Source organism: Isoptericola halotolerans (assembly GCF_003003075.1).
In the GTDB taxonomy this organism is placed as follows: Bacteria; Actinomycetota; Actinomycetes; order Actinomycetales; family Cellulomonadaceae; genus Isoptericola; species Isoptericola halotolerans_A.
Genome location: NZ_PVTX01000007.1, coordinates 210103 through 229110 on the forward strand (window position 1 = coordinate 210103; position 19008 = coordinate 229110).

A 19008-nucleotide genomic window follows, 5' to 3' on the forward strand; every position below is an offset into this window, starting at 1 on the left:
TGCGCACGCAGTGACCTGCGTCGCCGCCCTGCGCTCAGAGACCCCACCCGCCGGGCGGGACCACCTGAGCGCGCAGGTCCGCACGGTCGGACCGCTGCTCGACCGGAGCGAACGGCGCGACGTCCTGCTCGCACGTGACGCCGTCGTCGGCCTCGATGTCCACGAGGTACCGCGCGATCGCGGCGTCCGCGCAGGTGCTCACGCCGAGGGTGGTGTGACCCCAGCCCTCGACCGTCATGACCCGCGCGTCGTCGTAGTGGTCGGCGTACGGCTCGGTGAAGTGGTACGGCGTGGCCGGGTCGTAGCGGGTGCCGATCACCATGACCGGCGCCTGCGTCGTCTGGCCCCACGGACCGGTGTAGGCGTCCTCGTCGCGCAGGATCATCGGCGCGCATCCTGCCCCGGTCCACCCGCGGAAGCGCCCGAAGTGCGGGAACTCTGCGTCCAGGTCGTCCACGTACGCCGGGTACTGCCACAGGCGCAGCGGTTCGGCTGCGTCCATGCACTGGGCGGCGAGCGCGTTGCCGAGCGACGGGTAGTCCTCGACGACACCGAGCTCGCGCAGGAGGTCGTCCAGGGACGGGCCGTGGCTCCGGGCCGACGGGGGCTGCTCGCCGATGCCGGCGGCGACCGCGACCTGGGCGAACAGCTGCGACAGCTGCGGCCACGCCGCCGTGCCGTACATCGCCTGGAACGAGACCGCGAGCATCTCCCCGTAGGTGAAGGGCACGGTGCCGCCCTCGCCGTCCGGCACCTCGACGGGCCCCTCGCGCAGCGTGGTGAGTACCTCCTCGGTCACGGCGGCCGGGTCACCGAGGGCGGCCAACGGGCACGCTCCGGGTCCCGCCTCCGCGCACAGCCGGTTGAACTCGGCGAACGTCTCCGTGGCGGCCTCCGCCTGCCCGAGGCGGGTGGCGATCGGGTCCTCCGAGCCCGTGCCGGACCAGGCGACCGGGTCAATGGTGCCGTCGAGCACCAGGGCGCGCACCCGGTCGGGGAACAGCGCCGAGTAGGTGGCACCGAGGATGGTGCCGTAGGAGTAGCCGATGTACGTCAGCTGGTCGTCGCCGAGCGCCTGCCGCAGCACGTCCATGTCCCGGGCCACGTTCGCCGTCGACGCCGTCGAGAGGCGGTCGCCGGAGATGACCTGGCACCCGGCGGCGATCCGCGCGAACCCGGCGACGGCACGACGCTCCTCGGCGCGGGTGATCGGCGCCGTGGGCAACCCGGCGAAGTATTCCGCCTCCCGCTCCGCGTCGCGGAAGCAGGTCACCGGGTCGGACTGGCCGACCCCGCGCGGGTCGAAGCTCACGAGGTCGAACCGGGCGCGGACCTCGGGGTCGACCATGACCTCGCCGACCGCGTGCAGGTTGTCCAGGCCCGGGCCGCCCGGGCCGCCGAAGTTGACCAGCGCGCTGCCGATCCGGCTCTCGGGGTCCGTGGCCGGCAGCCGGGTGACCGCGATCGTGGTCGTGCGGCCGTGGGGGCGGTCGTAGTCGCTCGGGACCTGGATCTCCGCGCAGTCGTAACCCTCAGCGTCGTCGCAGGGCTGCCAGTCGATGTCCGGCACCGGCGCGTCGACCTGGAGCACGCTCGTGACCGGCGACGACGGCGGCGAGGCGGCGGGCGGCGTCATCGTGGCGGGCGCGGCGCGCTCGGCGGCGCCGGCCGTGGCCGGGATGCCGGCGGCGAGCAGCGCTCCGGCGCTCAGCGCGGCGACCGCGGTGGTGAAGGGACGGGGGCGGCGGGGCGTCGTCGACCGGTTCATCGACATCCACGATGCAGGACGGTTGCTCCGGGCGCCACTCCAACCGCTCGGGGCCAAGACCAGGGGTCTCTCGGGGTGACACCCCATAGCCGCCGACGCGCGCCGCCACGTTGACTGGTGAGCAGTCATACCGAGGGGACGGACGCACCGTGGAGCTGTTCAACCACATCGAAGCCTTCGCCGCGCAGCTGGGCGACTCGCCCTGGCTGCTCGTGGTCGTCCTGGTGCTGGCGGTCGTCGACGGCGTGTTCCCCCCTGTCCCGAGCGAGACGGTGCTCATCACCGCCGCCGTGCTCTCTGCCGCGGGGACCGGACCGCACCTGGTGCTGCTCGTGCTGGCCGCGGCCTGCGGTGCGCTGCTCGGAGACCTCCTCGCCTTCACGCTCGGTCGCCGTGTCCCGCTCCACAGGATCCCCGGGCTGCGCGGCGCGCGCGGGCGGCGGATGCTCACCCGTGCCGGTACGGCCCTCGACCGGCGAGGAGCCACACTCGTCATCGTCGGCCGGTTCGTTCCCGTGGGCCGCGTCGGAGTGAACGTGAGCGCGGGCGTCCTGGGGTACTCGCCCGCCAGGTTCACGCTGGCGGCCGGAGTGGCGGCCGTCCTCTGGTCGGCCTACAACGCCATCATCGCCGTCGGCGCCCACTGGCTGCTGGGCAGCAGCCCGCTGCTCGCCATCACGGTGGGCATGCTCAGCGCGCTGCTGCTCGGCCTCGCCCTCGAGGCGGTGATGCGCCGCATGGAGGGCAGGCGGGCCGCCGAGCGCTCGACCGTCCAGGTCAGGTGCACATCAGCCTAGCCCGCCACCATGGTGGGCGGTGTCGTCGTCGCGGTGCAGCTCCGCGCCCTGCGAGGGCCACACGAGCTCGCCGCCCTCGTGGCGCGGTCCCGACACGGCCTCGCCGGTCCCGTCGAACTCGTCCGAGTGTCCGTGAGCAGCTCGCCGGACTCCACGCGAACGGACCGGTGGTCCGCGGCAGGAGATCTGCCGCGGACCACCGGCCCGAGGTCACGCTCCCGTCAGCCGGTCACCTCGAACGTCAGCGTGTCCGTGAACTGGCGTCCATGGACGTCGGTGGCCGTGACCTCCGCGGTGTGCTCACCGACGGCCAGGTCTGCGGGCAGCTCGAGGCGCCACAGGTGCATGGAGCGTTCGGCGACGCTGCCGCCGTGCACCAGCTGCTGCTGCGCGGCGACCGGGTCGGACCACTCGGCACCGACCTTCTGCCCCTCGCCCTGCAGGGGCTGGGTGCGCACCGCCTCGACCGGCTCGCCGCCGTCCAGGGTCGCGGTGACGGTCGAGCCCGTGCTGCCCATCCAGAAGTTCGTGGTCAGCCACGTGGTGTCCACCAGGTCGGCGCGCGACACCACGAGCGGGTCGGTGTACTCCGGCGCCGAGCCGACGGCGGAACGGTGGGTGGCGAACCAGTCGCGGTAGCGGGGGGTGTTGACTCCGAGCGCCATCTGCTGCGACTCGTCCGCACCTCTGACCGTGAAGCGCTCCTGGACCCGGTGGCCCGTGATGTCCAGGGTGAGCACCCCGGGCCGGCCGCCGTCGCGCTGGAGCGCCGTCGGGTAGCCCTGCGGCAGCACGTCGCCCGAGTACCAGTCACCCGAGATCGCGCCGGCCGTGATGTGGGTGAACGGCAGCTCGTCGACGCCCATGACCTCGGACCAGCCCTCCAGGCTGTCGCCCTCGCGGAGGTTCTCGAGGCTGTGGGTGTGCCCACCCAGGGCGATGGCCTCGCGGCCCTCCAGCAGCTCGTAGATCTCCTCGACCTGGGCGACCTGGTGCTTGCTGCTGCCCTGGTCGGCGTAGTCGAGGAGCGGGATGTGCGCCGCGATGACGATCAGCTTGTTCGCCGGGACCTGGGCGAGGTCGTTGCGCAGCCACTCGAGCTGACGCTCGTCGAGCGAGCCCGTGTACGAGGTACCCACCGGGTACTCGACGGTGTTCAGCGCGACGACGTGCGCCTGGCCCACGTCGTAGGAGTAGTACTCGGGCCCGATGTGGGCCCGGTACGTGTCGAACGTGTGCTCGCTGCTCGTCGCGTCGTAGTCGAGGTCGTGGTTGCCGGGCAGGAAGCGCGCCGGGCCGTTGAGCATGCCCACGAGCTCGCGCGTCCGCGGGTACAGCGACAGGTCGTCGCCGACGACGTCGCCGATGAAGAGCGCGCCGCAGCCGGTGTAGTCGGTCCGCGCGGCGAGGTCGGCGAACGCGCCGTTGCGGGCGTAGTCCACCTCATCCTGGGTGTACGTCTGGATGTCACCGCCGATGACGCACTGCTGGGCGGCGGACCCCGTGAGGCCGCTCTTCACGAGCGGGAAGTTCACCGCGTCCGGCAGCGGCCCGGTGGGCTCGATCCCGCCGTAGCGCAGCTCGGGCGAGCCCTCGGGCAGGTGGTGGTAGAAGAACTGGGCGACGTTGTCCTCGTCCACCGGCACCTGGTACCCGCGCGGCTGGGTGACGGACACCGTCATGTTGTCGAACGCCGGGAGCTCGTAGCGGCCTCGGCGGTCCGTCGTCGTGACGTCACGGCCGTTGGTGACGGTGACGCCGCGCAGGCCACGCTCGTCGCGGTCCTGCACGGAGTTCTGGTTCTTGTCGACGAAGACCACACCGTCGATGGTCTGCTGGTCCTCGTCGGTCCCGGCGACGACGTCGACGGAGCCGCGGTAGGCCGACTCGGCCCACGAAGAGCCGTCCCCGCCGGGTGCGGCGGAGGCGGAGGGGAGCAAGGCGCCGGTGAGGACGAGCGCGAGCCCGCCACCGGTCACGCCGAGCAGTCGGGACGTGCGAGAGGTCGATCGGCTGGCAGTAGATCTCACTGAGCTTCTCCTGTCGTGATCGTGGGGCCGGCCCCCTGCCGACCCCACGAGCACGCTGGCGCCCGAGCGTGAAGCCCGGCTGGAATCGCCACGACGGCTCGAGAAACTTCACCCGGCGCCGGGGCAACCATCTGGTAGCCCGAGCGAACAGAAGCGTTCAGCTCATCGACATCTCCTCCCATCTCGCTCGGCACTTCGTGCTCCGTTCGGCAGTTCGAACTGCCGAACGGAGCACGAACTGCCGAACATCCACGACGCGGCAGCACTCGCACTCACCCGCCGGGTGGCATACGCTTTCCGATGCGGTCTTGAATCGATTCACGGCCGCATCCGCAGACCGACGACGGCGTCGATCCCGAGGACGTCGTCGCGGTAGACCACCGATGGAGGACGACGTTGTCACCCACCCACCCCCGAAACACCCGACCACCACTCCGGTCGATCGCCGTCGCGACCGCCGCCGCGGTCGTGCTCGCCCCGCTCCCCCTGGCCACCAGCGCCGCGGCGGACGAGGTCAGCACCGAGGCCACCGCCGTCGACCAGCGCTTCGACTTCGGCTCGACGAGCTCGCCCGTGTCTGACGGCCACACCCGCGTGGCGCACACCACGCTGTACGACGACGGCGCGGGCTACGGCCTGTCACGGCAGGTCGCGGTCCGCGACCGCGGCGCGCCCGACGATCTCCGCCGCGACTTCACCGTCGGCACGACGACGTTCTCCACGGACGTCCCCGACGGCACCTACTGGGTCACCGTGGTCAGCGGCGACCAGATCGCCGCCAACTACACCGAGCTCGCCGTGGAGGGCGCCGACGAGGGCACGCTCGAGGCGGGCGCCGGGGAGTTCGCCACCTGGGCCGGCGTCGTCACCGTCGACGACGGCCGCCTCGACCTCGAGGTCGCCCGCGACGGGCGGATCAACGGCGTCACGGTCTCCTCGCAGCTCCCGCCGTCGAACCTCGTCTCGGACGTCGAGGTCGCCGGCACGACGGTCAGCGTCGGTCTCTCCTGGGACGCCCGGCCCGACGCGGAGTCCTACACGGTCTACCGCAGCACGAACGGCGGCGACGTCGAGCAGGTCGGCACCACGGCCGACCCCGCCCTCACCGACGACGACCCGAGCCTCCGCCTCGGCGACACCCACGTCTACACGGTGACCCAGACGAACGCCGCCGGCGCCGAGTCCGGGCCCTCGCAGGCCCTGGAGATCGAGGCCGCGGACGAGGAGCAGGATCCGCCGTCGGCCCCCGCGAACGTGCGGATCGACGGCGCGCAGGACGGCACGACCGCCACGCTGACGTGGGACGCCGCCGACGGCGCCGTCGCCTACGACGTCTACCGCACGGACCACGAGGCGCACGACTGGCAGCTCCTCGAGCGCACCGAGGACACCGCGAGCGCACTGGACGTCGGCTACGGCAGCGAGTGCTGCTTCACCTGGACCTACCAGGTGCGCGCCGTCGGGGCGGGCGGCATCTCCGCACCGTCCGAGAACGCCGTGCTGGAGAAGATGATCGAGGCGACCACCGTCGCCGAGATGGACACGAGCGTCGCCGGTGACGGTGCCCGCCCGTGGTTCGGCGACCTCACCGGCAACGGCCGCCCGGAGATCGTCATGGTCCAGCCGCACCACATCAACGCCGGCGCCCTGCGGGACGGCCCGATGGTCGCCTCGATGACGGCCTTCACGGCCACCGGGGAGCAGCTCTGGCAGATCGGCGAGGTCGACCCCGAGGGTCGCAACAACAGCCAGGACATCCCCGCCCAGGTGGTGGACACCGACGGCGACGGCGACCTCGAGGTCGTCGCGGTCATGTACCCCGACGGCGACACGGAGGCCGAGGGCCGCTTCTACGTGTTCGACGGCGCCACCGGCGAGCACGTGCGCGACTTCGCCCTGCCGGACCCGCTGGCGCACGACGCGATCGTGTTCGTCGACGCCGACGGCGAGGGGCACCCGGACGAGATCCTGCTGAAGAACCGCTACACGAAGGCCTGGCTGCTCGAGTCCGACGGGACGGTCATCTGGGAGCACGAGGGCAACACCGGGCACTACCCGTGGCCGTACGACTTCGACGGCGACGGCCGCGACGAGATCATGATCGGCTACGACATGGTCGACGCCGACGGCAACCTGCTGTGGAGCGCCGACCTGCCCGACCACGCCGACACCATCTGGGTCGCCGACATCGACTCCGACGGCACCGCGGACGTGCTCCTCGGCGGCGCCTCGACCTCGGCGCACCGTTGGGACACCGGCGAGACCATCTGGGTCAACGACGACACGGTCGAGTCGCAGAACATCATGGTCGGAGAGTTCCGCGCCGACCTTCCCGGCCTCGAGACGTTCGGGCTGGACCGCATCGACCGGTCCTCGAACGGTCTGGACGGCCTGTTCCTCATCGGCTCCGACGGCGAGATGGTGTGGCAGGAGGAACGCCAGACCCGAGGGTGCTACGGCACCATCCCGGAGCCGATCCACAACTGGACCGGTGACGGGACCGACCTGATCATGGTCTGGAACCGCGGGTGCGGCGAGCCCACCGGGGTCTACTCCGGCGACGGCGAGATGGTCACCGAGCTCGACGACGCCCGGCTCTGGCACGTCGACATCTGCGGCGACACCAAGGAGGAGATCGTCGAGTACGTCCAGGGCGAGTGGCTGAGGATCAAGGCCAACGGCGAGTGCGACCTGCAGGCCAAGGTCACCGGCGAGCAGCGGCCCCAGTCCCCGCGGGAGTACAACTTCACGCGGTACACCGCGGGTCAGACGCCGGTGGCGGCGGTCGTCACGAGCCAGCCGCAGGACGCCTCGTCGCGACCGGGCCGGCAGGTGACGTTCGACGTCGAGGCCGCCGGGGCGACCGGCTACCAGTGGCAGCGCCTCGCGGACGGCGAGTGGACGGACCTGCCCGGTGAGACGTCGTCGTCCCTCACCGTGCGTGCCGTCCCGCCGCGCGCGGGCGACTACCGCGTGCTCGTCTCCGGCGAGGTCGGCGCGACGCCGACCACGTCGGAGGCGGCGGTGCTCGAGGTCCGGACCGGCAAGGCCTGAGTCGACACCCCGGGGGCGGGTGCGTCGCGAGATGCGTCGTACCCGCCCCCGGTCGCGTCGCGTCGGCTGCTTGACCGTGTCTATACAACGATGTAAGGATGTCTCTACATCGATGTATAGGCCCCACCGTCGGGGCCGCCGTTCGACGACGAACCAAGGAGCCGCCATGACCCGCAGACGGTCACGACGCGTCGCAGCCCTCACCGCCGCCGCGCTCACCCTGCCCCTCGCCGCCGTGGCGACGAGCGCTGCCAGCGCCGCCCCGCCCACGCCGGCGGACCCCGAACCCCCCGTCTTCGTCGACGCGGAGACCCACGATCCCTCGCTGATCACCGTCGGCGACGAGCACTACGTGTTCGGCTCCCACCTCGCCGCCGCGAAGACGGCGGACTTCCAGCAGTGGGAACAGGTGGCGAACCTCGTCACGCCGGACAACCCGCTGTTCGACGACGTCACCACCGAGCTCGCCGAGACCTTCGAGTGGGCCGAGGCCGACACGCTCTGGGCGGCCGACGTCGTCCAGCTCGAGGCCGACGGCAAGTTCTACATGTACTACAACGCCTGCGAGGGCAGCTCGCCGCGCAGCGCGCTCGGCGTCGCCGTGGCGGACAGCGTCGAGGGACCCTACGAGGACCTCGGCATCCTGCTGAAGTCCGGGCACCGCGACGGCGAGGGCCCGAGCGAGGACGGCACCCCCTACGACGCGACGGTCCACCCGAACGCCATCGACCCGGACGTCTTCTACGACGCCGAGGGCCGGCTGTGGATGGTCTACGGCTCGTTCTCCGGCGGCATCTTCATCCTGGAGATGGACCCCGCCACCGGCCTCCCCCTGCCCGACCAGGGCTACGGCACGCACCTCACCGGCGGCAACCACAGCCGGATCGAGGGGCCCGCCATGATGTACAGCCCCGAGACGGAGTACTACTACCTGTTCACCTCGTTCGGCGGGCTGGACGCCGACTCCGGCTACAACATGCGCGTCATGCGCTCGGAGAACCCGGACGGCCCGTTCGTCGACGCCGCGGGGAACGACATGCGCGAGGTCAGGTCGAACCCGGACCTGCCGATCTTCGACGACGCCACCATCGAGCCCTACGGCGTCAAGGTCATGGGCAACTACCTGTTCCAGCGGGAGGTCGGCGCGCCGGGCACCGGCATCGGCGACGGCAAGGTCTCGCCCGGGCACAACACCACGTACGTCGACCCCGAGACCGGCGAGATGCTGCTGATCTTCCACAGCCGGTTCCCCGAGCAGGGCGAGCGTCACCAGATCCGCGTGCACGAGATGTCGATGAACGCCGACGGCTGGCCCGTCGCGGCGCCCTACCGCTACGCCGGCGGGAACGACACCGCGAAGTTCGTGCGCAAGCAGGTCGTGGGCGACTACCGGTTCATCGAGCACGACAAGACCATCAGCGCGGACATCCGCCGGGCGAGCACCGTCACGCTGCACCAGGACGGCCGCGTCAGCGGCGCCGTCGATGGCCGCTGGCGGCTGTACGCCCAGAACCGGCTCCGCCTGGACGTCGACGACCAGACGTACGACGGCGTCGTCTCGCGCGAGTGGGACCCGACGGGCGCCCGGTGGGTCACGACGTTCAGCGCGGTGGGGCCCGAGGGTGTTCCGCTGTGGGGCAGCGCCCGGGCCCCGATGAGCGACCAGCAGATCGTCGACGCGGTGGCAGCGGACCTCACCCTGCCCGGCACCGGTGCGGTGGTGGCGGACCTCGCCCTGCCGACCACGGGCAGCCATGGTGCGACCATCGCCTGGTCGTCCAGCGACGAGTCGGTCGTGGCTGCCGACGGCACGGTCACGCGTCCGTCGGAGCAGGACGGCGACGCGGGCGTCACCCTCACCGCCACCGTGACGAGCGGCGACGTGACCGCGACGAAGGCGTTCGAGCTCACCGTCCCGGCGATGCCGGAGCCCGGCCTGGTCGCGCGCTACACCTTCGACGGCGACCTGACCGCGACGGGCGGCGCGGCGGCGGGCACGGTCACGGGCGACCGCATCGACTCCGGCGGCGGCCAGGTGTCCTTCACCGACGGCGCGCACGGCCAGGCCGTCCACCTGGACGGCACGAGCGGAGTGCGACTGCCGGACGGGCTGATCTCCGGCCAGGACTACACGGTGAGCCTGTGGCTGCGTCCGGAGCGGCTGACCGACTACACGACGGCGTTCTTCGCCGCTCGCGACGACGTCAACTGGCTGAGCCTCGTGCCGTCCGGCTGGGACGAGCACCGCACGATGCTGTGGGCCGGATCGAGCACCTACTACGACGGCCTCACCGGGACGCAGATCCCGACCGACGCCTGGTCGCACCTCGTCTTCACGGTCGAGACGGGCGGTGCGGTGACCGTCTACGTCGACGGTGAGGTGGTGCACACCGGGACCCGCTTCCCGGACGTGCTCACCACCGACGACGGCGTGTTCGCCCTCGGGGTCAACTGGTGGGACACGCCGTTCCAGGGCGACGTCGACGACCTGCAGGTGTACACCGGTGCCCTGACGGCCGCGCAGGTCGCCACCGTCGCGGACGGGGAGGTCGCCGACCTCACCGCGCCGTGAGGTCTTCGACCGACCGCCGGTGACCGTCGGCTGCCCGTGCCCCGCGAGGGGGTGCGGGCAGCCGTTCGTCCTCGGCGGCGAGGAGACCCAGGATCCGCGCCACCGCCTCGCGTCCGGCGCGGTTCGCGCCCACGGTCGACGCCGACGGCCCGTACCCCACCAGGTGCACCCGCGGCTCGCCGGCCACCTGCGTGGCGTCCATGCGGACGCCGCCGCCCGGCTCCCGCAGGTGCAGCGGCCGCAGATGGTCCAGGGCGGCGCGGAACCCGGTGTTCCAGAAGATGACGTCCACGGGCAGGACGTCGCCGTCCACCGTGACGACGCCGTCGGGCACGATCCGGGTGAACATCGGCCGCCGCTCGAGCACGCCACGCTCCGCGGCAGCGTGCAGCGACGGCGTGCGGATCAGCCCCGTCACCGACACGACGCTCTGCGGCGGCAGTCCCTCACGGACCCGCTCGTCGACCATCGCGACGGCGCGCGAGCCGTCGTCGGGCCCGAAGTCCTCGCGCCACACGGGCTCCCGCCGCGTGAACCAGAACGTCCGCGCCACGTGCGAGATCTCGTCGAGGAGCTGCACGGCAGAGATCCCGCCACCCACCACCGCGACCCGCGCCCCCGCCAGATCCTCGGCGCGGACGTAGTCGGCCGTGTGGAGCTGACGGCCGCGGAACGACTCCTGGCCGGGGTAGTACGGCCAGAACGGCTTGGTCCAAGTCCCGGTGGCGTTGACGATCGCTCGCGCCGCCACCGTGCCGGACCGCCCGCCCGCCTCCCAGCGGACCAGCAGCCCCGTGCCGTCGGCCGTCCGCTCGACCCGGCGCACCCGCACCGGCCGCACCACGGCCAGGCCGAGCTCGTCCTCGTAGTCGGCGAAGTACGCGGGCAGCACGTCGACGCTCGCCGCCTCCGGGTCGACCCCCGGCTGCTCGAGCCCGGGCAGGTCGTAGATGCCGTTCACCGTGGCCATCCGCAACGAGCGCCAGCGGTGCCGCCACGCTCCCCCGGGCCCGTCCTCGGCGTCGAGGACGACGAAGGTGCGCGGCGCCTCGCCGGTGCCCGACGGCGCAGCAGCGGCGGGTACGGCTCCTCGGCGCCGCAGGTGGTACGCGGCGGACAGCCCGGCCTGCCCGGCACCGATGACCACGACGTCGGCCACCTCGGGGACGTCAGGAGCGGTCGGCGGGGCGGTCACGGTCACACGGGCGCCAACACCGCCGGGGTCGACGGCCATCCCGCGTGCACCGTGCGGCCACCCGACGGTCATCGGCCGCACCTAGCGTCGAGACCGACGACCCCGACGAAAGGTCACCTCGACGATGACCCTCACGCTCACCCTCGTCCGCCACGGGCAGACGACGCTCAACGCTCGCCGCCACCTGCAGGGAGCCTGCGACTCCCCGCTGACCCGCACCGGCCGCGCCGGGGTGCGGGTCACGGCCCAGCACCTGGCCGACCACCGGTTCGACGCCGTCTACTCCTCGCCGCAGGGCCGGGCCGTCCAGACGGCGGTGGAGATCCTCAAGCACCACCCGGACCAGCGGCTGCGCATCGACCACGATCTCCGTGAGCTGTCCTTCGGCAGCTACGAACGCCTCCCCGAGCGCTCGCTCGACGCGGTCCAGCCCTGGTCGGAGCTGGTCCCCGCGATGCTCGCCGGCGGGCACCCCGGCGTCGGCGGCGGCGAGTCCGGCGCGGACTTCATGGGTCGCGTCCGCGGCGTCTTCGGCCGCATCGTCGCCATGCACGGCCCCGTGGCCGACGGCGGCACGCCATCGGGCGGCGCGGCGAGCGACCCCCACGTCCTCGTCGTCGGGCACGGGCTGGCGCTCGGCGCCTTCCTGTGGACCCTGGACCCGTCGGGCGTCGTCGCGCTGCCCAACGCGTCCGTCTCCACGGTGGAGGTGTCCGACGGCGCCGCCCGCGTCGTGGCGAGCGGCACCGACGTCGCCGGCCACGGTGCGGTGGCGGCACGTCCGGTCCCGGCGCCGCTCAGCACCCTCTCCGCCACGGCCGGCTGAGGGTCAGAGCACCACGGTCGTGGCGACCAGCACCAGCTCCGAGCTGTGGGAACCGCCCACGCCCACGCCGTCGGGCCGCTCGGTGAAGCCGGGCAGCCCTTCGAGGCCCCCGCCAGCGGCGACCACGCGCAGGTCGAGCCCCTCCCCGCCACGCACCGTCAACGTCACCTCGAAGCCGTCCCCGTCCGGGGCGTAGAAGCGGGTGTCGAGGATGCCGTCGTCGTCCACTGGCACCTCTCGCCCGGCCACGGAGGCCGCCAGCACGGCATCGAGCTGAGCCGCGCTGTTCAGCTCGATGTAGCGCAACGCGCCTGCGGTACCGATCTCGCCCTCACCTGGACGGACCCGCAGGGTGACCGTCCGCTCGTCGCCGCTCGTCACGTCGTCGACGACCGCGACCGTCGGGGCCGGCAGGTCGGCTGCCTCCGCGGCACCGAACCATGCTCCGGAACCCATCGGCGGGAACTGCGCGGACCGGTCCTCCCGCGCGTCGACGTACCGTGCGGTCCAGTCGCTGGGAGTGCTCTCGGTCGACACCCACACGGCCTCACCGGTGTCTGCGTCCAGCGCGTACGCGAGCCGGCTCGGCTCCGGGTGCTCGGCGTCGAACGAGTCGACGGCGAACCCGACCCCGAGCGCCCCGGCGGCCACCAGCGCGCACGCCCCGACCAGCCACCCGCCGGACCGCCCGCGCTCCGGCACCGACAGCGCGAGCGCGGGCACCAGCGCCAGCCCGAGCAGCACCGCGACGACGGCGGGAGCAGCCCCGGTCTCCAGACCGAGCGCCGGGAAGAACAGCACCGTGATCGGTGCCAGCAGGACCACGCCGACGGCGGCGCCGAGCGCCACGGCGAGCGCCCGCCACCGGCCGCTCTCGAGCCGGAGCGCCACGATGCCGGCGGCGGCGCCCGCCAGCGCTGGCAGCGCGGCCAGGTAGGAGCCACCCGGCGCGAGCGCCGCGAGCGCCACGCCCAGCACGGCGAGCCAGCCGAGTGCCCCGACCACGAGCGCGGGGGCGCCGAGCCACCGCCGCAACCCCACGAACCATCCCGTGACCACGACCGCGACGATGCCGAGCAGCGCCACCCGGAAGCCCCACGGCTGCCACGGGTCGAGCATCTCGTCGTAGCCGGGCCGCACCGTCACCATGAGGGCCCACAGCCCCATGGCGCCCAGCACGGCCCCCGCGAGCGGCAGCACCCCGGCGAGGAAGCCCAGCACGAGCCGGGCGGGCCCGGCCGTCCGGGTGCCGCCGTCGTCGTGCCCGCCGCCGCGGCGCCGGACCACGAGCACCGCGAGCGCCGCCACCGCTCCGAGGGCCGCGAGCGCCAGCGGCCACACGAGCCAGCCCGGGTAGCGGGCGAGGATCCCACCGGGTAGCGGGAAGTAGGTGGCGTCGGTGGCCGACGGCGCGGCGAGGGCTGTGGCGTCCGCGTCGCCGAGCGTGCGCACGAGCGCCAGGGCGTTGGAGCCGTGGTGCTGCAACGAGGCGAGCGACATGCGCTCCGGCACGTCCAGCGGCGAGTGGTAGGTGGCGGACCCGTCGATGTAGGCGGCGTTGAGGCCGGTGAAACGCCCGGCCGGGTCGTCGAGGAACGGCGAGAAGTCGGTGTCGTTCGGCAGGATCCGGTAGACCTCGACCGCGAGCGAGCTGCCCACCGGGTACGGCACGGACGCGTAGGCGTCCACGAGCGCGGCGTTGCCGTCGGACGTCTCGAACATGACGGCCGGGCCGGCGGACCCGCGCGCCTCGAAGTTGACGACGACGCCGCCGTCAGCGGCCCGCGGGTCGGCGTCCACGAACGCCTCGGCACCGCACAGGCAGGCCTCCTCGGCGTCGGTGAGCACGACGACGACGTCGTTGCGCAGCGCCGGCCCCTCGCCGAGCGCCCGCACCGTCTCCAGGATCGTGGCGACCCCCGCGCCGTCGTCGTTCCCGCCGTAGGAGACCTCGGCGGAGTCGTAGTGCGCGACGAGGAACACCGGTGCGGTCGGGTCCGCCCCGGGGACGGTGGCCACGACGTTCTGCGTGGCGGCCACCCGGCTCTGGTCGCCCAGGCGCCCGGACATCCCGACGCCGTCGACCACCTCGGGCTCCAGGCCGAGCCCGGTCAACCGGTCGACCAGGTACTCGCGCACGGCGTCGTTCGCGGCGGTGCCGTGCGGGTGGACCTCGGTCCCCACACGCTCGACGTCCGCGAAGGCTCGCTCGGCGGAGAACTCGTCGGCCGGGGCGTCGGCACCTCGTGGGGACGGCGGCAGCACCGACCACACCGACACGGCGGCGAGAGCAGCGAGGAAGAGCCAGATCAGGAGCGTCGTCGCTCGGGAGCGCAGGTTCACGCCGGGAACCGTACTGCCTGCACCCGCCCCGTGGCCGAATCGTGACCGCCGCCGGGCCCCGGACCGCGACGACGTGCCATCATGCGGCATGGCTGACGCACGCACCCACTCCGCCTCGATCACCATCGCCGCCCCGCCCGCCGAGGTCTACGACCTCGTCTCGGACGTGACCCGCACCGGGGAGTGGTCCCCCGTCTGCACGGCCTGCTGGTGGGACGAGGCCGACGCGCCGCAGCCGGGCGCCTCGCCGCAGGTCGGCGCCCACTTCACGGGCCGGAACGAGACCCCGGAGCGCACCTGGGAGACCCGCTCGCAGGTGGTCGTCGCGGACCCGGGGCGCGAGTTCGCCTGGGTCGTCGGCCAGGGCTTCGTGCGCTGGGGCTACATGCTGCGCGCACTCGACGACGGCGCCGCGACCGAGCTCACCGAGACGTGGGAGTTCACCCCCGAGGGCCTCGCCGCCTTCGCCCAGCGGTACGGCGAGGACGCCGACCGCGAGATCGAGGCCCGCACCCGGATGGCGCACGAGGGTATCCCCGCCACGCTCGCGGCCGTCAAGCGCGTGGCCGAGACGGCCTGACGTGCGTGCCATCGCGTTCGACCGCCCCGGCGGGCCGGTGACCGTGCGGGACCTGCCCGCGCCGGCGGCGCCCGACGGCGGTGTGGTGGTCCGCGTGCACGCCACGGGCCTGTGCCTGTCGGACTGGCACGGCTGGGCCGGCCACGACCCCGACATCGCGGTGTTCCCGCACGTTCCCGGCCACGAGCTGGCGGGCGTCGTGGAGGAGGTGGGTGCCGGCGTCGTGCGCTGGCAGGTCGGGGACCTCGTCACCTCGCCCTTCGTCTGCGGCTGCGGCACGTGCGAGTGGTGCCTGGCCGGCGACGCGCAGGTCTGCCCGGACCAGACCCAGCCCGGGTTCACCCACCACGGCTCCTGGGCGGAGCTCGTCGTCCTGCACGCGGCGGACGCCAACCTCGTCGCGGTGCCCGACGGCGTCACGCCGACCGCCGCGGCGAGCCTCGGCTGCCGCTTCGCCACCGCGTACCGCGCCATGGCGCACCGCGCCCGCGTGGCACCCGGCGAGTGGGTCGCCGTCGTCGGCGCGGGCGGGGTGGGCCTGAGCGCCGTCATGGTGGCCGCCGCCCGCGGCGGGCGTGTCGTCGCCGTCGACCGCAACCCCGACGCGCTGGAGGCCGCCCGGCAGGCAGGGGCCGAGCACACCGTCCTGGCCGACGGCTCCGCGAGCGCCGAGGACGTGGCGGCCCGGCTGCACGACCTGTCCGACGGCGGCACGCACGTCTCGCTCGACGCCGTCGGCTCGGAGACGACGTGCGCCACGGCGGTGCTGGGTCTGCGCCGCCGGGGCCGCCACGTGCAGGTCGGCCTGCTGCCTGCCGGCGAGGGGCACCCGAGAGTGCCGATGGACCGCGTGATCGGCTTCGAGCTGGACGTGCTGGGCTCGCACGGGATGTCCGCCGCCCACTACCCGGAGATGCTGGCCCTCGTCGCCGACGGGACGCTGCGACCGCAGGACCTGGTGGGGCAGGTCGTGGACCTGGAGACCGCGGCGGGTCTCCTGCCGGGGATGCGGGACGCACCGCGCGCCGGCATGACGGTGCTCGACCCACGACGCTGACCGGCGGGCCGCGCGGACCGCGCGGACCGCGCGGACCGCGCGCTACGTTGTGCCCATGCAGCGTCTCCTCGTGCGACCCCCCTCGCCCCGCCTCGCCGAGGGCGAGCTCACCCACCTGGACCGTGTCCCGGTCGACGCCGAGCTCGCGGGCGAGCAGTGGGAGCGGTACGTCGCGGTCTTCCGCGAGCGCGGCTGGTCGGTCACCGAGCTGCCCGCGGCCGACGAGCACCCCGACGGCGTCTTCGTCGAGGACACGGTCGTCGTGTTCGACGACCTGGCGGTCATCACCCGACCCGGCGCCGCGTCCCGGCGCGGCGAGCTCGACTCGGTGCGGCCCGTCGTCGAGGGCCTCGGGCTCGACGTCGCGGCGATCGAGGCGCCCGCCACGCTGGAGGGCGGCGACGTGCTCAAGGTGGGCCGCGTCGCCTACGTGGGCCGCAGCTCGCGCACCGACGAGGCCGGCATCGACGCGCTGCGCGACCTGCTCGCCCCGCGCGGGTGGCAGGTGGTGGCGGTCCCCGTCACGAAGGTGCTCCACCTCAAGAGCGCGGTCACGGCGCTGCCGGACGGCACCGTCGTCGGGCACCCGCCGCTGGTCGACGACCCCCGTGTCTTCGAACGCTTCCTGCCCGTCCCCGAGCCGGAGGGCAACGCCGTCGTCGTCCTCGACCCCGGCACGGTGCTGATGTCCGCGGCCGCACCGCGCAGCGCCGAGATCTTCCGCGAGCGCGGGCTGCAGGTCGTCACCACGCCCGTCACCGAGCTCGAGAAGCTCGAGGGCTGCGTGACGTGCCTGTCGGTGCGGCTGCGCTGACCGTCCGTCCAGCACACCGACGACTCCGTGGTGAGTGAGGTCACCGGGCCCTGTCCGGGCGCTCTGGCCTGGGCCGGAGTAGAATGAGCCCGGCCCAGAGCATGCGGCGACCACGCCGCCCGAACCGCGAGGAGGTACCGCGCATGACCCGCAGCGAGCCTCCCAGTAGTCCGAGCCGCGACTGACCTCGGCTCGACACCGTCCTGCGCTGCGCGCGGGACGACGCCGCCGTCCCTGAACAAGTACCGGCACGCCGCCTCAGTCGCGGGATCCACAGCACGCAGACCACCGTTCCTGCACGTCTGGGAGTCCCTATGGCCTTCAGCTCTCCTCGTTCCGCACGCCCCCGCCAGGTCCTCGGCGCGCTGCGCCCACGTCGTGGCGGGACGCCCGCCGCCGGCCCTGAGGCGACACCGCCCACCCCCATCCGGCCCCGGTCCGCGATCGTGGCAGCGGCCGTCTACGACGACGGCGGCCACCGCACCGCGTCCTTCACACGGCTCGCCGACACGTTCCGCGCCCTGCGCTCGACGCCGGGCGGCATGGCGTGGATCGGTCTCGAGCGCCCCGACGAGCGCGAGCTGGCCGCCCTGGCGCGCGAGTTCGACCTGCACCCGCTGGCGATCGAGGACGCCATCCAGGCCCACCAGCGCCCCAAGATCGAGCGGTACGGCGACACCCTCTTCGTGGTCCTCCACGCGGCGCGCTACCTGGACTCCATCGAGGAGGTGGAGTTCTCCGAGCTGCACCTCTTCGTGGGCCCCGACTTCGTGGTGTCCGTGCGCCACGGCGACTCCCCCGACCTCGCCACCGTCCGCGGTCGCCTCGAGTCGACGCCGCAGATGCTCTCGCGCGGCCCCGAGGCGGTGCTCTACGCGATCATGGACCGCGTCGTGGACGACTACGCGCCGGTCGTGTCCGGGCTCGACTTCGACATCGACCAGATCGAGTCCGAGGTGTTCTCCGGCGACAAGTCCGTGTCCCGGCGCATCTACGAGCTGTCGCGCGAGGTCGTCGACTTCCAGCGTGCGGTGCGTCCCCTGCAGAACGTGTGCCAGTCGCTGGCCAAGGGCGCCGAGAAGTACCAGGTCGACGAGGAGCTCCAGGCGTACCTGCGCGACGTCGCCGACCACCTCATCGAGGTCGCCGAGTCGGTGGAGACGTTCCGCGTCGCGCTGCGCGACATCCTCACCGTGAACGCGACCCTCGTGGCGCAGCGGCAGAACGAGGAGATGACGCACCTGACCGAGGTCTCGATCAAGCAGGGGGACGAGGTCAAGAAGATCTCCGGCTGGGCCGCCATCCTCTTCGCCCCGACCCTCGTCGGCGCCATCTACGGCATGAACTTCGACTTCATGCCCGAGCTGCACGCCGTGTGGGGGTACCCCGCCGCGCTGCTCGCCATGCTCGCGGTGAGCGTCGGCCTCTACGGGGTGTTCCGCTGGAAGAAGTGGATGTAGCGGCTCACGCGTCCAGCCAGCCGTGGGCACGCGCGATCCGCTCGACGACGCCACGCACCGCGAGCACCTGACGCCCGGTGAGGTCACCGGCCGCGGCGAGCAGCCTCTCGGTGACCTCGCCGCGCAGCTCGGCCGCCGACAGGACGTCCGCGAACCCGTCGTGCGCGTGGCTGCTCGGGACGGGCGACGTCGTCGTCCCCGGCTCCGCCGGCGGGAGCCGGTCGCCGGCCATCGCCGCCTGCACGGCGTCGGCCACGGGCGACCGCACGAGCGACGCACTGAGCGCACGCGGGCCGCGCTCCCCCATCTCGTGGTCGAGCTCGACCACCGCGCCGACCGCCAGGAGCGCCTTGTCGAAGTCGATGTCGTTGACGTGCAGGAACACGTCTTCGTCGAGACCGTCGGCCGCGACGAAGGCGTACCCCTTGATCGCGTCGTACCGGACCACCTCGCCGCGCACCGTCCGCCACCACCTCGTGTCGACTCCTACTCGGCAGCATAGCCCCGCCCGT

Annotated in this window: 13 protein-coding genes; 8 read left to right on the plus strand and 5 right to left on the minus strand. The window is 73.1% G+C overall.

Annotation, left to right across the window (positions count from 1 at the left end; translation table 11 throughout):
• Positions 1 to 34 precede the first annotated feature (34 nt).
• The gene (locus tag BCL65_RS11710) at positions 35 to 1768 is read right to left on the minus strand and encodes an alpha/beta fold hydrolase (RefSeq protein WP_106268202.1); all 1734 of its coding nucleotides are present in this window, start codon (positions 1766 to 1768) and stop codon (positions 35 to 37) included.
• 149 nt (positions 1769 to 1917) lie between these two features.
• On the opposite strand from BCL65_RS11710, the gene BCL65_RS11715 reads away from it, so the two are divergent.
• Positions 1918 to 2565 (plus strand): DedA family protein, encoded by a 648-nt coding sequence (locus tag BCL65_RS11715; RefSeq protein ID WP_165800001.1) that lies wholly within the window; start codon positions 1918 to 1920, stop codon positions 2563 to 2565.
• 221 nt (positions 2566 to 2786) lie between these two features.
• Here the strand turns inward: BCL65_RS11715 and BCL65_RS11720 are convergent, their stop codons facing one another.
• Positions 2787 to 4544 carry a calcineurin-like phosphoesterase C-terminal domain-containing protein gene (locus tag BCL65_RS11720; RefSeq protein WP_243401020.1) on the minus strand — a complete coding sequence of 586 codons (1758 nt, stop codon included), beginning with the start codon at positions 4542 to 4544 and terminating at the stop codon, positions 2787 to 2789.
• Positions 4545 to 4991: 447 nt separating this feature from the next.
• On the opposite strand from BCL65_RS11720, the gene BCL65_RS11725 reads away from it, so the two are divergent.
• Entirely contained in the window at positions 4992 to 7649 is a 2658-nt protein-coding gene (locus BCL65_RS11725) for a hypothetical protein (protein ID WP_146137218.1), read from the plus strand.
• A 166-nt stretch (positions 7650 to 7815) separates the two neighbouring features.
• Positions 7816 to 10221, plus strand: a complete 2406-nt coding sequence (locus tag BCL65_RS11730) for a LamG-like jellyroll fold domain-containing protein (protein WP_106268210.1) — start codon at positions 7816 to 7818, stop codon at positions 10219 to 10221.
• On the opposite strand, the gene BCL65_RS11735 is transcribed toward BCL65_RS11730, so the two are convergent.
• On the minus strand, positions 10208 to 11416 hold the full coding sequence (locus tag BCL65_RS11735) for an FAD-dependent oxidoreductase (protein ID WP_243401021.1): 1209 nt from the start codon (positions 11414 to 11416) through the stop codon (positions 10208 to 10210). The two genes, BCL65_RS11730 and BCL65_RS11735, sit on opposite strands and share 14 nt — an antisense overlap.
• 124 nt (positions 11417 to 11540) lie before the next feature.
• Between BCL65_RS11735 and BCL65_RS11740 the strand changes: the two genes are divergently transcribed.
• Positions 11541 to 12242 carry a histidine phosphatase family protein gene (locus BCL65_RS11740; protein ID WP_106268213.1) on the plus strand — a complete coding sequence of 234 codons (702 nt, stop codon included), beginning with the start codon at positions 11541 to 11543 and terminating at the stop codon, positions 12240 to 12242.
• Positions 12243 to 12245: 3 nt separating this feature from the next.
• Here the strand turns inward: BCL65_RS11740 and BCL65_RS11745 are convergent, their stop codons facing one another.
• A complete protein-coding gene (locus BCL65_RS11745) occupies positions 12246 to 14585 on the minus strand; it encodes a M28 family peptidase (protein ID WP_207767708.1) in 2340 nt (779 codons plus the stop codon).
• 88 nt (positions 14586 to 14673) lie between these two features.
• Between BCL65_RS11745 and BCL65_RS11750 the strand changes: the two genes are divergently transcribed.
• The 4 genes from BCL65_RS11750 (at position 14674) to BCL65_RS11765 (ending at position 18496) form a co-directional block, all read left to right on the plus strand.
• The gene (locus BCL65_RS11750) at positions 14674 to 15165 is read left to right on the plus strand and encodes an SRPBCC family protein (protein ID WP_106268216.1); all 492 of its coding nucleotides are present in this window, start codon (positions 14674 to 14676) and stop codon (positions 15163 to 15165) included.
• Between the two features lies 1 nt (position 15166).
• Positions 15167 to 16222: a zinc-binding dehydrogenase gene (locus BCL65_RS11755; RefSeq protein ID WP_106268218.1), complete on the plus strand. Its 1056-nt coding sequence runs from the start codon at positions 15167 to 15169 to the stop codon at positions 16220 to 16222.
• Positions 16223 to 16277: 55 nt separating this feature from the next.
• Entirely contained in the window at positions 16278 to 17036 is a 759-nt protein-coding gene (ddaH, locus tag BCL65_RS11760) for a dimethylargininase (protein ID WP_106268220.1), read from the plus strand.
• Between the two features lie 314 nt (positions 17037 to 17350).
• Positions 17351 to 18496: a magnesium and cobalt transport protein CorA gene (locus BCL65_RS11765; RefSeq protein ID WP_106268221.1), complete on the plus strand. Its 1146-nt coding sequence runs from the start codon at positions 17351 to 17353 to the stop codon at positions 18494 to 18496.
• Positions 18497 to 18500: 4 nt separating this feature from the next.
• Here the strand turns inward: BCL65_RS11765 and BCL65_RS11770 are convergent, their stop codons facing one another.
• Complete coding sequence (locus BCL65_RS11770; protein WP_165800002.1) at positions 18501 to 18956, minus strand: cold-shock protein; 456 nt, start codon at positions 18954 to 18956, stop codon at positions 18501 to 18503.
• Positions 18957 to 19008: the final 52 nt, after the last annotated feature.

What these genes read in the sequence shown, in the direction of transcription:
- BCL65_RS11750 (WP_106268216.1), top strand. Translation starts at nt 14,674, where the DNA reads ATGGCTGACGCACGCACCCACTCCGCCTCGATCACCATCGCCGCCCCG.
- BCL65_RS11765 (WP_106268221.1), top strand. Translation starts at nt 17,351, where the DNA reads ATGGCCTTCAGCTCTCCTCGTTCCGCACGCCCCCGCCAGGTCCTCGGC.
- BCL65_RS11730 (WP_106268210.1), top strand. Translation starts at nt 7,816, where the DNA reads ATGACCCGCAGACGGTCACGACGCGTCGCAGCCCTCACCGCCGCCGCG.
- BCL65_RS11710 (WP_106268202.1), bottom strand. Translation starts at nt 1,768, where the DNA reads ATGAACCGGTCGACGACGCCCCGCCGCCCCCGTCCCTTCACCACCGCG.
- BCL65_RS11740 (WP_106268213.1), top strand. Translation starts at nt 11,541, where the DNA reads ATGACCCTCACGCTCACCCTCGTCCGCCACGGGCAGACGACGCTCAAC.
- ddaH (WP_106268220.1), top strand. Translation starts at nt 16,278, where the DNA reads ATGCAGCGTCTCCTCGTGCGACCCCCCTCGCCCCGCCTCGCCGAGGGC.